At 56.3% G+C, this 13,096-nt stretch carries 7 protein-coding genes, 5 tRNA genes and 3 pseudogenes; 7 read left to right on the plus strand and 8 right to left on the minus strand.

Annotated elements, in window-relative coordinates; translation table 11 throughout:
• On the minus strand, positions 1-609 hold the full coding sequence (gene ccoO / locus HLB35_RS08915; RefSeq protein ID WP_171702321.1) for a cytochrome-c oxidase, cbb3-type subunit II: 609 nt from the start codon (positions 607-609) through the stop codon (positions 1-3).
• An 18-nt stretch (positions 610-627) separates the two neighbouring features.
• Positions 628-2,055, minus strand: a complete 1,428-nt coding sequence (gene ccoN, locus HLB35_RS08920) for a cytochrome-c oxidase, cbb3-type subunit I (protein WP_171702322.1) — start codon at positions 2,053-2,055, stop codon at positions 628-630.
• Positions 2,056-2,280: 225 nt separating this feature from the next.
• On the opposite strand from ccoN, the gene HLB35_RS08925 reads away from it, so the two are divergent.
• The 6 genes from HLB35_RS08925 (at position 2,281) to HLB35_RS08950 (ending at position 3,688) form a co-directional block, all read left to right on the plus strand.
• Positions 2,281-2,961 carry an alpha/beta fold hydrolase gene (locus HLB35_RS08925; protein WP_235937122.1) on the plus strand — a complete coding sequence of 227 codons (681 nt, stop codon included), beginning with the start codon at positions 2,281-2,283 and terminating at the stop codon, positions 2,959-2,961.
• A 121-nt stretch (positions 2,962-3,082) separates the two neighbouring features.
• A tRNA-Val gene (locus HLB35_RS08930) sits at positions 3,083-3,158 on the plus strand.
• 69 nt (positions 3,159-3,227) lie between these two features.
• A tRNA-Asp gene (locus HLB35_RS08935) sits at positions 3,228-3,304 on the plus strand.
• Positions 3,305-3,352: 48 nt separating this feature from the next.
• Positions 3,353-3,429 (plus strand) — tRNA-Asp (locus HLB35_RS08940).
• A 49-nt stretch (positions 3,430-3,478) separates the two neighbouring features.
• A tRNA-Val gene (locus tag HLB35_RS08945) sits at positions 3,479-3,554 on the plus strand.
• 57 nt (positions 3,555-3,611) lie between these two features.
• Positions 3,612-3,688: transfer RNA gene (locus tag HLB35_RS08950), tRNA-Asp, on the plus strand.
• A gap of 89 nt (positions 3,689-3,777) precedes the next feature.
• Here HLB35_RS08950 and HLB35_RS08955 read toward each other — a convergent pair.
• The 6 genes and pseudogenes from HLB35_RS08955 to HLB35_RS08980 all read right to left on the minus strand — a co-directional run bounded on the left by HLB35_RS08955 (position 3,778) and on the right by HLB35_RS08980 (position 11,966).
• The gene (locus HLB35_RS08955) at positions 3,778-4,176 is read right to left on the minus strand and encodes a heme-binding protein (protein WP_171702324.1); all 399 of its coding nucleotides are present in this window, start codon (positions 4,174-4,176) and stop codon (positions 3,778-3,780) included.
• Between the two features lie 89 nt (positions 4,177-4,265).
• Positions 4,266-5,497: pseudogene (gene glcF / locus HLB35_RS08960) on the minus strand (glycolate oxidase subunit GlcF).
• 14 nt (positions 5,498-5,511) lie between these two features.
• Positions 5,512-6,611 (minus strand): annotated as a pseudogene (gene glcE, locus HLB35_RS08965) (glycolate oxidase subunit GlcE).
• Positions 6,612-6,627: 16 nt separating this feature from the next.
• A complete protein-coding gene (gene glcD, locus HLB35_RS08970; RefSeq protein ID WP_171702325.1) occupies positions 6,628-8,127 on the minus strand; it encodes a glycolate oxidase subunit GlcD in 1,500 nt (499 codons plus the stop codon).
• 145 nt (positions 8,128-8,272) lie between these two features.
• Positions 8,273-9,999, minus strand: a pseudogene (gene dld / locus HLB35_RS08975) (D-lactate dehydrogenase).
• A gap of 260 nt (positions 10,000-10,259) precedes the next feature.
• Complete coding sequence (locus HLB35_RS08980; RefSeq protein ID WP_171702326.1) at positions 10,260-11,966, minus strand: L-lactate permease; 1,707 nt, start codon at positions 11,964-11,966, stop codon at positions 10,260-10,262.
• A gap of 297 nt (positions 11,967-12,263) precedes the next feature.
• Here HLB35_RS08980 and HLB35_RS08985 point away from each other — a divergent pair, with 297 nt between their 5' ends.
• Positions 12,264-12,977: a glutathione S-transferase N-terminal domain-containing protein gene (locus HLB35_RS08985; RefSeq protein ID WP_171702327.1), complete on the plus strand. Its 714-nt coding sequence runs from the start codon at positions 12,264-12,266 to the stop codon at positions 12,975-12,977.
• The last annotated feature ends 119 nt before the right edge of the window (positions 12,978-13,096 follow it).

Raw genomic sequence — 13,096 nt, forward strand, 5'->3', positions numbered from 1 at the left:
TTAGCGAGTGCCCTCAAGCACAGTTCCCAGTTGCTGTAAGAAAGCGATCAGTGCAGTGATTTCCTGAGTTCCATTGACCTCGGCAGTCGCGTTGGCGATCTGCTCATCGGTATAGGGAACGCCCAGGCTTTGGAGCGCACGCATCTTGGCCGGTGTATCTTCGCCATCCAAGCGGTTTGAAAACAGCCATGGGTAGGCAGGCATGATGGACTCTGGCACAACGTCGCGCGGGTTATACATATGCGCACGGTGCCAGTCATCGCTGTAACGGCCGCCTACACGTGCCAGGTCAGGCCCGGTACGCTTGGAACCCCACAGGAAGTTATGGTCATAGACAGACTCGCCCGCCACGCTGTAGTGGCCGTAGCGCTCGGTCTCAGCGCGGAAGGGGCGAACCATTTGCGAGTGACAGCTGACACAGCCTTCACGGCGGTAGATGTCACGTCCTTCCAGTTCCAGAGCGGTGAGGGGCTCCAGCCCCTCAACCGGCTCAGTGGTCTGTTTCTGGAAAAACAGTGGAACAACCTCAGCCAGACCGCCGAAACTGATTGCAACCAAAATCAGTACGGCAAGTAGGCCAACGTTCTTTTCAACGATATCGTGTTTCATTGGTCTCAACTTCCCCGGTTAAGCGGCTTGTGGCATCGGCTGCTGGCTGACAGCTTCGCTACGTTTAACCGTCTGGTAGACATTGTAGGCCATGATCAGCATGCCGGTGACCCAGAACAAACCACCAATCAAGCGTACGAAGTAACCTGGCGCGCTCGCCTCAACGGCTTCAACAAAGGTGTACATCAAAGTGCCGTCCGCGTTGATGGCACGCCACATCAGGCCCTGCAGAATACCGTTCACCCACATGGAGGCGATATACAGCACGGTGCCGATGGTGGCCAGCCAGAAGTGCACGGCAATCAGGTTGACGGAATGCATTTCAGTGCGGCCGAACAGACGCGGGATCAGGTGGTACATGGAGCCGATAGTGATCATGGCGACCCAGCCAAGCGCGCCGGAGTGTACGTGACCAATGGTCCAGTCGGTGTAGTGCGATAGAGCGTTGACGGTCTTGATCGCCATCATCGGGCCTTCAAAGGTCGACATGCCATAGAAGGACAGGGCAACCACCAGAAAGCGCAGGGTCGGATCGGTGCGCAGCTTATGCCAGGCGCCGGAGAGGGTCATCATGCCGTTGATCATGCCGCCCCAGGAAGGTGCCAGCAGAATGATCGACATCACCATGCCCAGTGACTGCGCCCAGTTAGGCAGTGCAGTGTAGTGCAGGTGGTGTGGGCCAGCCCACATGTAGACCATGATCAGTGCCCAGAAATGCACGATCGACAGGCGGTAGGAATAGACCGGACGTTCAGCCTGCTTGGGGACGAAGTAGTACATCATGCCCAAGAAGCCAGCAGTCAGGAAGAAGCCTACAGCATTGTGCCCATACCACCACTGCACCATGGCATCAATCGTGCCCGCATAGATGGAGGTTGAGAACATCGGCGTAACGGGGATGGCCGCATTATTGACGATATGCAGCACCGCTACCGTCAGAATGAAGGCAGCAAAGAACCAGTTCGCCACATAGATATGCGAGGTCTTACGCTGCTTGATGGTCATCAGGAAGACCAGGGCGTAAGTGACCCAGACAATGGCGATCAGGATGTTGATCGGCCACTCCAGCTCGGCATATTCCTTTGTAGTGGTATAGCCCAACGGAAGTGACACAACGGCAGAGACAATCACTGCCTGCCAGCCCCAGAACGTAAAGGCGGCGAGCTTGTCAGAAAAGAGTCTCGTCTGACAGGTTCGCTGCACCACGTAGTATGAGGTGGCAAAAAGTGCCGAGCCGCCAAAGGCGAAGATAACGGCATTGGTATGAAGAGGACGCAGGCGCCCAAAGCTAGTCCAAGGTAAGCCAAGGTTCAGTTCCGGCCATACCAGCTGTGCGGCAAGAATGACGCCAAGCGTCATGCCTATGATGCCCCACACAACAGTCATGATCGCGAACTGCCGAACTACCTTGTAGTTGTAGGTCGGGTGTTCTAGTGCTGTGCTCATTTCATGTTCCCATCGAACGCGGTTAGGGGGTAACCCAGTGCTATTTTGTCTGGATGCGACCGCCCGCTTGATGACGCAGGTCAAGATCCGTTAAAGATTTTAACGCAGGAGGCGCCCAAGCTGAACAAGCCAATTGTTTAAGCTGGCGGTATGAGAGTGAATCACACGCTATATTATGCCCAACAGGGTTATGTTGAAATTAATTTTGATTTATTTGTGTCCACAATGCAGGCAGGCGCCTGCGGGCGGTTTTACGTAGATAATCATATACCCGTTACTTTACAAGGGAGTGCAGAGAAGGGCTGTCTGCTGTTTGCCCATGGCGCCGGAGCAGGCCAGGAGTCTGATTTTGTGCGGCAATTTGCCACATCAGCTGCTCAGGACGGTATCCAGCTGATGACCTTCGATTTTACCTATATGCAACGTATGAACATTGAAGGCCGTCGACGCCCGCCCGCTAAAATTGAGCAGCTCGTCACAGAAATGTCAGCCTGGTATGAGTCACTCCTTGCGGCGACCGATCAACCCATCTGGGTGGGTGGCAAATCGATGGGCGGCCGAGTGGCCAGCCTGTTAGCGGCTCAGCGCCAGGTGCCTGGCGTGATTATCGCGGGGTATCCGTTTCATCCGCCACGCTCACCCGATAAACTCAGGTTGGCACATTGGGGAGACGTCTCCGCGCCGAGTCTTATTATCCAGGGCGAGCGTGATCCATTTGGCCGCCGTGATGAAGTGGCTGCCTATTCGCTGCCCGCAAATACGGAAGTTGAATGGCTGGTAACGGGCGATCACGACTTCAAGCCACTGCGTGCCAGTGGATGGGATCAAAGCGCGCTGATTCAGCAGGCGACTCGGAAAGCCGCGAATTTCATGCTGACACACCGTGATGTTAATGGGGTGTGCTAATGGGGTGTGAGCATAAGAAACGGCCTAAGCAGTGCGCTCTTTTCAAAGCCGAGTAAAAAAGTTGTCAATTCATTGTTGACTTCCCCGGCGCTTCGGTAGAATGCAGCGCCACGTGACCAGCGGGTGGTTAGCTCAGTTGGGAGAGCACCAGCCTTACAAGCTGGGGGTCACTGGTTCGAACCCAGTACCACCCACCACGCCTTAAAAAGCGTCATATGGCCACGTGAAAAGGCATCTTGTTGTTAGTAATGCGATAGATAGTATGCGGACCGGTAGTTCAGTTGGTTAGAATGCCGGCCTGTCACGCCGGAGGTCGCGAGTTCGAGTCTCGTCCGGTCCGCCATTATCATCACAGAATTTTCGCCATAGATGTTTATTATTGTCGTCAAGTGGACCGGTAGTTCAGTTGGTTAGAATGCCGGCCTGTCACGCCGGAGGTCGCGAGTTCGAGTCTCGTCCGGTCCGCCACGATAATGAGATGTATTATCTGTAAAATTAAGTTAGTATGATGGCAGTCGGGTGGTTAGCTCAGTTGGGAGAGCACCAGCCTTACAAGCTGGGGGTCACTGGTTCGAACCCAGTACCACCCACCATTTGCCAAAATTCGTTTGGCATGTGGAAAAAGCAAAAGATAGATCGCACTTAGATGCGGACCGGTAGTTCAGTTGGTTAGAATGCCGGCCTGTCACGCCGGAGGTCGCGAGTTCGAGTCTCGTCCGGTCCGCCATTAAGTGATACCAGCAACGCTGGAAAGATTCCTGAAAAACCCGGGTCATTGGCCCGGGTTTTTTGTGTCTGTTGATCACAGTACGTTGATCAGAGCACGCTGACGGCAGCCTTGGCAACCTGCACGTCCTGGTCAGGCTTGACGCCGGAGATGCCTACAGCGCCCACTACCTGGCCGTCAACGATGATGGGTACACCGCCTGACAGCAGTGCCTGCATGGGCGCAGACACAAAGGCCGTACGGCCACCGTTGATCATTTCTTCAAATACCTGGGTTTCCTTGCGCCCCATGGCAGAACTGCGCGCCTTGTTGGCAGCTACATCGGCAGTGAAAGGGGCCGCGCCATCCAGACGGCGCAAGGCCAGCAGATGGCCGCCATCATCGGTAACCGCCACGGTAATCGCCCAGTTTTCGCGTTCGGCTTCCTGTTGGGCAGCATCCAGTACCTTGGCAACATCATCCTGGGTTAATACAGCTTTGCTTTGCATGGTGACTTCTCTTGGGTGGGTGATAAGTGAATGGTTGATCAAAAGGTTAATGATCAACCAAACAGTGATGAACTGGGCGGTAGCCGCGCTTAGCCAAGCGCGGCATCGACCACTTCAATCCAATGACGGACCGGGGTACGGTTGGCGCCTGCCAGATGGGTCTGGCAACCGATATTGGCGGTGACAATCATTTCCGGGCTGCCTGCTTCCAGTGCGTCAAGCTTGTTATTGCGCAACTCGGTGGCAAGTTCAGGCTGGGTAATTGAGTAGGTGCCTGCCGAGCCGCAGCACAGGTGAGCATCCTGAACCGGCGTCAGTTCAAAACCGAGCTGGGTCAGTACGCCTTCTACGGCACCGTTAAGCTTCTGTGCGTGTTGCAGGGTGCAAGGGCAGTGGAAGGCGAGGCGTTGGTCTGTCTTGACGCTGAGCTCATCCAGCGGCTCTTCGCGCAGCACTTCCACCAGATCTTTTGCCAGCTCGCTAATACGCTTGGCCTTTGCCGCGTAGTCCGGGTCATCCTTGAGCATTTCGCCATACTCTTTAACGAAGGCGCCGCAGCCGCTCGCGGTTTGCACAATGGCTTCTGCGCCCTGTTCAACCTGGGGCCACCAGGCATCAATATTGGCGCGGATGCGTTCCCGCCCGTCGTCCTGGGCGTTAAGGTGGAAGTCGATGGCGCCGCAGCAACCGGCTTCTGTCGCAGGCGTGATGCTGATTCCGAGGCGGTCGAGGACGCGGGCAGTGGCAGCATTGGTGTTCGGCGACAGGCCAGGTTGTACACAGCCTTCGAGCATCAGCATGCGGCGCGAATGAGTCGTAGCCGAAGGACGTGCCCCAGCATCAAGGGGCGCGGGGGCATCTTGTCGCGCAGCTTGCCGGGCACCAGGGGCTTGAAGGTCTGGCCAAGCTTGAGCAGGGCAGAAAAGCGCTTGGGCTCGACCAGCATCTTGCGTAACGCATAGCGCTGGGCGCGTTCTGCCGCTGGGCGCGGGACGCGGCGTTCAATTTCAGCGCGGCCGATATCCAGCAGTTTGTGGTACTCCACCCCAGACGGACAGGTGGTTTCACAGTTGCGGCAGGTCAGGCAGCGGTCAAGGTGAAGCCGGGTTTCCTCGGTGACCTGGTCATCGTCATCCTGGCTTTCGAGCAGTTCCTTCATCAGGTAGATGCGCCCGCGCGGGCCATCACGCTCGTCACCGAGTATCTGGTAGGTTGGGCAGGTCGCGTTACAGAAGCCGCAGTGAACGCAGCTACGTAAGATACGTTCAGCTTCCTGAATATGCGGCTTCTGGCGGTCTGCGTCGGTAAAATGCGTCTGCATGTCAGCTCTCCTGGTTAAAACGCCGCATAAAGACGCCCGGGATTGAAAATACCCTGGCTATCCAGCTGTGCTTTCAACTGACGGTGATATTTTTCCACCACTGGATTGAGTGGTGTGAAGGGGGCTTGCGCACCGCCATAGACAGCAGGCGTGTAACAGGTGGCATGGCCGCCTGCCTGTTGGCAGACGTCGCGGAGGGTGTCGGCGTCAAGGGATGTTTTGATAAAACGCTGGCTGCCCGCCCAGTCATAGAAAATATCGTTCTCGGCAATATCCAGCGCCAGGGCTGGGGTGTTGGGTGGCAACGACAGCCGCCACAGTGCCTTGTCGTTATTCTGAGTGAAAAAAGCGTGCTCCAGGTCGCGCAGTTCGCGCCACAGGTCCGCACTGATTTCCTCACCCCCAGTTGTTCACGCGTCGCGTTGACGGAGCTTTTGCCGCCTTCCAGACGCACAAACAGCTCACCGGCGTGCCAGGCAGCAGCGGTGATTGGCAGCGGCTGGCGGCCCAGCTTGGCGAGTTTTTTGAGCGCATCATCCAAGGGCATGGAGAGCTTCAGGCTGTGGCTTACAGTGGGTTTGGGCAGCACCTTGAAGGAAATATCTGCCAGCACACCTAGAGTGCCTTGGGCACCCACCATCAGGCGCGACATATCGTATCCGGCCACGTTTTTCATAACTTCGCCACCAAAGCGCAACAGCTTGCCTTCCTGGCTGATGACCCGTGCGCCCAGCACGAAATCGCGGGCGGCGCCTGCCCAGGGGCGGCGTGGCCCGGAAAGCCCGGTGGCCACCGCGCCACCAATGGTGCTGGCGCTACCAAAGCGCGGCGGTTCAAAGGCCAGCATCTGGTTATGCTCGGCAAGAGCGTCCTCAAGGTCGCTGATGCGGGTGCCGGCACGCACGGTAATCACCAGCTCGATGGGGTCGTAGGAGACAATGCCGGTGTGTCCAGCCATTTCCAGCGGTTCGCCGTCAACCGGAAGACCGTAGAAGGCTCGGGTATTACCGCCAACAATGCGCAGCGGTGCGCGTTCGGCGTAGGCCTGTTTGACCTGGGCGCAAAGAGAATCAGCAATGTCTTGATCAGCGTTCAGCGTGGCGGTCTCAGTCATAATTTTTCCTGCAGGCTCAGAAACGGGGCAGTTCCGGATGCGGAAGCTCGTTGTTATGTACATGCATGGCGCCAAATTCAGCGCAGCGGGCAAGGGTCGGGATGTTCTTGCCAGGGTTGAGCAGGCGGTCAGGGTCAAAGGCCGCTTTCAGGGCATGAAAGACACTGATCTCGTCGGCCTGGAACTGGCTGCACATCTGGTTGATCTTCTCGCGCCCAACGCCATGTTCACCGGTAATCGAGCCACCGGCGGCCACGCAGAGTTCAAGAATCTTGCCGCCGACCTCTTCTGCCAGCGCCAGTTCGCCTTCGCGGTTGGCATCAAACAGAATCAGAGGGTGCATGTTGCCATCACCGGCATGGAATACGTTGGCCACGGGCAGGCCGCTTTCCTGGGACAGCGCCGCAATGCCCTTGAGTACGCGAGGCAGTTCGCGGCGCGGAATGGTGCCGTCCATGCAGTAGTAATCCGGTGACATGCGCCCCACCGCCGGGAAGGCGTTCTTGCGACCCGCCCAGAATTTGGCTCTTTCGGCTTCATCACGGGCCAGTTTGATATCGGTAGCGCCGGCTTTCTCAAGCACCTGGCGAACGGTCTGGCAATCGTCGTCGACGTCGGCTTCCACGCCATCCAGTTCGCACAGCAGAATGGCCTCGGCCTCAACGGGGTAGCCCGCCTTGACGAAGTCTTCCGCGGCCTGAATAGCCAGCTTGTCCATCATTTCCAGGCCACCGGGAATAATCCCCGCAGCAATGATATCGCCCACGGCACGGCCAGCTTTTTCAACATCATCAAAGCTTGCCATCAGCACCTTGGCGGTTTCCGGCTTGGGCAGCAGTTTGACGGTAATCTCGGTAACCACGCCGAGCATACCTTCAGAGCCATTCATCAGTGCCAGCAGGTCAAAACCAGGGGCGTCCAGCGCCTCGGAGCCGAGCGTCATGCATTCGCCTTCGATGGTAATGATATCGACACGCATGACATTGTGAACGGTCAGGCCATATTTCAGGCAGTGAACACCACCGGCGTTTTCAGCAACGTTGCCGCCAATGGAGCAGGCAATCTGGGAAGACGGGTCTGGCGCATAGTAAAGCCCGTAAGGCGCAGCGGCCTCGGAAATGGCCAGATTGCGTACCCCGGGCTGAAGGCGGGCAAGGCGGGCATCCGGGTCGATGGACAGGATTTTCTTGAAGCGTGACATTACCAGCAGGACACCGCGCTCCAGCGGCAATGCGCCGCCGGAAAGGCCGGTGCCAGCGCCGCGAGTGACCACGGGGACGCCCAGCGCGTGACAGCGTTTCAGCAGTGTCTGCACCTGCTCAAGTGTCTCGGGTAGGGCGACCAGCATGGGCAGAACGCGGTAAGCGGCTAGGCCATCGCATTCGAAAGGACGCAGGTCTTCTTCGCGATGCAGTAGCGTCAGTGAGGGCACTGACTGCTGTAAATCTGCGAGAATGTCGCTTTTTTCAAAGGACTGCAGTTCACCATCGATATGTTCATCATAAAGAATGTTCATGGCTGCTCCTGAGGGCAAGGAGGGCGTAAGAAAAACGCTGGTTTTAATTCTATGGAAAATGTTTTCATAAATCTATCCCTGCCATTAAAAAGCATTAACCTAGCGCCCGCTAATCAGACGAGCTCATCAGTGACTGAGCGCTTGCCTACTTGTAATAGGGTGTGCGCGGTAGCTTGCCGATGCCAGGGTTAAAGCAGTTAGTCGGGTCGAGCTTGCGATAGAACGCCGCCAGATCCTTCTTGGCAGGATAGAGGTGTCCGACATTATGCTCGGCAGGGTACTCAGCGCCCCTTTCATCAAGAATTTTCAGCATGGCTTTTTCAGCGCATCCACATCAGCGCCGCGGCGGAAGATATAGTCTTGGTGAAACACATGGCAGAAAAAGTGGCCGTAATAAAGCCGATGGACAATATCCTTGGAGATGCTTTCCGGCAGTTGTTCGAACCATTCAGGATCATTACGTGACAGCGCAATATCCAGGGCCAGAATGTCTTCGACGTCCTTATGGTGGATGGTGCGGTAGCGCACCGCTGCCCCAGCCGCCGCAAAGCGATGGAGCATGGCGCGCTCGCCTTCATCCGGCGTGCAGCGGAACCATGCATCCTGGCCAAAGCATTCGCTCAGGAAGCGCTCGGTCTCTTCACACATGTCGCCGTTAACGCGGATGATCAGGTGGTGCTCATAGGCATCCCGCCAGGTGTGCAGGCGCTTGGGCAAGGGAGATGGCAGTACGCGGGAAACCGCTTGTAGAACGTGGTCGGTAAAGGGTTCTGGTAAAAACGGAATCTTGCGGAACAGGCTATCCACCCGGTTCTTGAGGCGGAAGGCGCCAGGTAGGCGCTGGGTGCCCAACCACTTGATCAGCAGGAAGCTGTCCTTGCCGTAGCGTTTGGCGACATCAAACAGCTCGCGGTGCAGATATTCGGTAGTAATCGGCAGGCGTGACGCTTCTAGCAGGAAGCGGAAACGGAAGTCCGCCAACTGCTGGGTATCGTTGGTACCCACGTAATAGGTAGTGACATCTTTTTCCTGCTCGAAGGTGTCCAGGCGTACGGCAAACACCACGACCTTACCGGCACTGCCGGAAGCACCATGCAGCAGGCGCGGGTCGTTGTTATAGCGCGCGGCCCCAGGCTGGTCGGCGCCACGGATAATGGTCTGATAGTCATCGTCGGAGGCCTTGCCGACATCATGGCGCACACTATCTTCCGGGAAGTCACCCTGCTCAACCCGTGGCAGGATCTCTTCTGGGGTGTCACCCAGATCAATACCCAGCTCATTGATCAATTCAAGCTCGTTGTTCTCATTCACTCGGGCATAGAGGGCAAGTTCGGTATAGGCCGGGCCGCGGCGGCATAGAGCGCCCCCGGAGTTGTTGCACACACCGCCCACCACAGAAGCGCCAATCGAGGTGGAGCCAATCACCGAGTGGGGCTCGCGGCCAATGGGCGCTAGCTGCTGGCTAAGCTCGAACAGTGTCGCACCCGGCAAGGCAACCACCTGTTTGCCTTCCTGCAGAAAGTGCAGGCCTTTCAGGCGCATGGTGCTAAGGATGACGGCTGGCCGCCCGTAGTCGTCCTTGGGCGTTGAGCCTTCAGTCAAGCCGGTGTTGGCCGCCTGGGGGATGATGACAGCATCATGCTGATGACAGGCTTTAAGCACTTCCCATAGCGCCAGCAGTGAAGTGGGATAGACCACGGCAGCGGCTTCGCCATAGCCAGAGCGGTAGCCGATCTGGTGCGGGCGCTTGGTAGCGTCGTCGGTGGCAATGTTGTCACTGCCGGTGGCGGCAGAAAGGGCGTTAATAAGCGTCGATGCGGACATTGGCTGCTCCTGTGTCTGTCGAGTGGCGGCAAGCAGTTGAATCGCCATGGACAGTCAATAGTGTCGAGTAAGGCTCTGGAATCCTGGGGTGTCATAACGTTTTGACACGAATCCTGAGCATTAAGTTGAGCATTAACCTTGAGAAGGCGGTTGCAACATGCTCTTGAAAACCGTGTTGGTGGAGATGGCTTGGCGGGAAGCAGGGCGCTAGGAGGTAGGGGAAGCGTCTGCGTTTGCACAACGTCATGGAAGTAACGTTGACCTTCGCCGGGGTTGCCCCGGCGAAGGTGCTTGCAGGGAGTAAGGCGTTATCCTCCCAATACCTGCATAAGCGGATCGCTTAAGCCAATAACATAGAAACCAATCAATCCAATCACACCCGCAGCGACAAGGTAGTAGATAGTCGGCAGGATGGTTTTGCGAATGGTGGTTCCCTCACGTCCAAGTAGCCCGACCGTTGCCGATGCGGCCACCACGTTATGAATGGCAATCATGTTACCGGCGGCAGCACCTACAGCTTGCAGGGCCACCATAAAGGCCGTTGAAAGCCCCAGCTGATTGGCCACGTTGAACTGGAAGTCTGAAAGCATCAGGTTGGAGACGGTGTTGGAACCTGCAATAAAGGCACCCAGTGCACCCACGGCGGGGGCAAAGAAGGGGTAGACACCGCCGAAGCTGTCGGACACCAGTTGCGCCATGGCCACTGGCATGGAAACAAGATCGGCACCATTGACACCTGAGTTGATCAGAATACGTACCATCGGGATGGTGAAAATCAACACAAAGCCAGCACCCAGAATCGTCTTGGAAGAGTCAGTGAAGGCATCCTTCAACTCGCCAAGCTTCATGCGGTGCAAGAGGGCGGTCAAAATAACCACCATCAGCAGAATCCCACCGGGAAGATAGAGCGGCTGTATGGCGCCGGAGATACCCGCTTCACCGAGGATATTGCTCCACCCGAAGCTGAGTGACTGAAGGGCTTCACGGAAAGGGTCGACCACGCGTGAGGCTACCAGAATGATAGCCAGCAGGCCGTAGGGAACCCAGCCCATGAAGGTGGAAACAGGCGCCTTACCGGCAATGTCGTCCATCTTGATTTCCAGCTTGCCAATCCACTCATCAGGCCAGGACTTGGAATCCGGGAAGTCCCAGGTGTCTTTCGGCAGCAGGAAGCCGCGCCGTGCAGCGGGCACTACAATCGCCAGGCCAACCATGGCGCCAATCATTGACGGGAATTCCGGGCCAAGGAAAACCCCAGCCAGCATATAGGGAACGACAAAGGACACACCGGCAAACAGCGCAAAGGGCGTAATCGAAAGGCCTTCCTTCCAGGAACGGTTGGCCCCGAAGAAGCGCACCATGATGATTACCATCAACAGCGGCATCAGTACACCGACAAGCCCGTGAACAATGGCGACTTCGCTGACGACCAGGCGGAAGTATTCCATCCAGGTGACATCGCCGGTTGCCAGCGTTTCAGTAATACCGCCACGGTCAATACCTCCCGTGACGCCGACGACAATAGGCGTGCCCACGGCGCCAAAGGAAACCGGCGTGGACTGGATCATCATGCCCACTACAACAGCCGCCAGGGCCGGGAAGCCGAGCGCTACAAGCAGCGGTGCGGCAACCGCCGCTGGCGTACCGAAACCGGACGCCCCTTCAATGAAGCAACCAAACAGCCAGGCGACAATAATTGCCTGCACGCGGCGGTCAGGGCTGATACCCGAAAAACCTTTACGGATCGCCGTGATGCCACCGGAGTGCTTCAGCGTGTTGAGGAGCAGGATGGCCCCGAAAATAATCCAGAGTATCGAGATCGTCAGGATCAACCCTTGCAAGGTTGACGCCAGCACACGAGAGAACGTCATATCCCAGGCGAGCAGTCCAATCAGTGCTGTGACCACAAAAACAATCGGCATGGCCGTTTTGGCCGCCATTCGTAATCCGATCAACAGCACACCTGCCAGCACCAGAGGTACGAAGGCAAGTAATGCGAGTAGTGTGTCATTCATGGGAGGCATTTCCCCTGTTATTAATAATGATATGCTCCGCTATTGATCAACTGCATAAGCAGTCATCGTAACGGCTGTAAAGATACGTAGTCAGTCGGCGCATGGCTATTGCTGGATAATTGGTCATACCAATATGTAGGTGTACTTTTCTGCGAGTAATACAACGACTAAAGATTAAAATATTGTTTATAAATGGAATATGTGCAAGTTTCAGAAAGATTAAAGGTCAGCTTTATTAGACTAATAGACAATTTTTAGAGATCCAATATTTCCAAGATCCAACAAAAGGAATCAACAATGGCGCGCGTTCTTTATGACCTTTACGGTCGCGATGAGCAACTACGTTTTTCGCCCTATTGCTGGCGCGTAAGGATGGCACTGGCCCATAAGGGGCTGGATGTCGAGGTGAAACCCTGGCGTTTTCAACAAAAAGACGCCATTGCCTTTGCCAATACCGATAAGGTGCCGGTGCTGTGTGATGGCGACCAGGTCGTTGCCGATAGCTTCGCGATCATGCGTTACCTTGACGATGCCTACCCCGAAACGCCGGCTGTGCTGGGTAGCGGTGTCAGCTATCAGCGCGCGCTGCTGTTTTGCCATTTTGTTGATCGCCAGATTTCGCCGGCCCTGTTTCGCATTGTCGCCTTGGATCTGCTGGCCGCCATTCACCCGGATGATCGAGATTACTTCCGTGCCACCCGTGAGGCTCGTTTTGGTTGCACGCTGGAAGAGTTTCACTCACCCGAACAGGGCCAGGCATTGCTATATAAAGCCCTGGCGCCGGTAAGGGAAGTGTTACGCACCAGCCCATTTCTGGATGGCGAGACACCCAGCGGTGCTGATTACCTGCTGTTTGGTAGCGTCATGTGGGCAAATATCGTCTCCCGACAGGCGCCGGTGATTGAAGAGCCTTTGGTTGGCGACTGGTTCAAACGGCTATGTGCTGCCCATAACGGGCTGGGTGATCAAGCACTTACCGTACGTGACCTGGGCGACGAACAGTCGGCATGATAAATCTCTGGGTAAATTATGTTGCACTGCACAAAAATGCCTGCTAGCTTTATGGATAGCAGAGGCCACTGCATGAACCTTGCAGCGTAGAGATTGATTATGACCAGAGGGTTGTTGCT

Origin of the sequence: Vreelandella azerica, from assembly GCF_013112225.1 — a bacterium.
GTDB lineage: Bacteria > Pseudomonadota > Gammaproteobacteria > Pseudomonadales > Halomonadaceae > Vreelandella > Vreelandella azerica.

What these genes read in the sequence shown, in the direction of transcription:
- glcD (WP_171702325.1), bottom strand. Translation starts at nt 8,127, where the DNA reads ATGAACATTCTTTATGATGAACATATCGATGGTGAACTGCAGTCCTTT.
- HLB35_RS08955 (WP_171702324.1), bottom strand. Translation starts at nt 4,176, where the DNA reads ATGCAAAGCAAAGCTGTATTAACCCAGGATGATGTTGCCAAGGTACTG.
- ccoO (WP_171702321.1), bottom strand. Translation starts at nt 609, where the DNA reads ATGAAACACGATATCGTTGAAAAGAACGTTGGCCTACTTGCCGTACTG.
- HLB35_RS08985 (WP_171702327.1), top strand. Translation starts at nt 12,264, where the DNA reads ATGGCGCGCGTTCTTTATGACCTTTACGGTCGCGATGAGCAACTACGT.
- ccoN (WP_171702322.1), bottom strand. Translation starts at nt 2,055, where the DNA reads ATGAGCACAGCACTAGAACACCCGACCTACAACTACAAGGTAGTTCGG.
- HLB35_RS08980 (WP_171702326.1), bottom strand. Translation starts at nt 11,966, where the DNA reads ATGAATGACACACTACTCGCATTACTTGCCTTCGTACCTCTGGTGCTG.
- HLB35_RS08925 (WP_235937122.1), top strand. Translation starts at nt 2,281, where the DNA reads ATGCAGGCAGGCGCCTGCGGGCGGTTTTACGTAGATAATCATATACCC.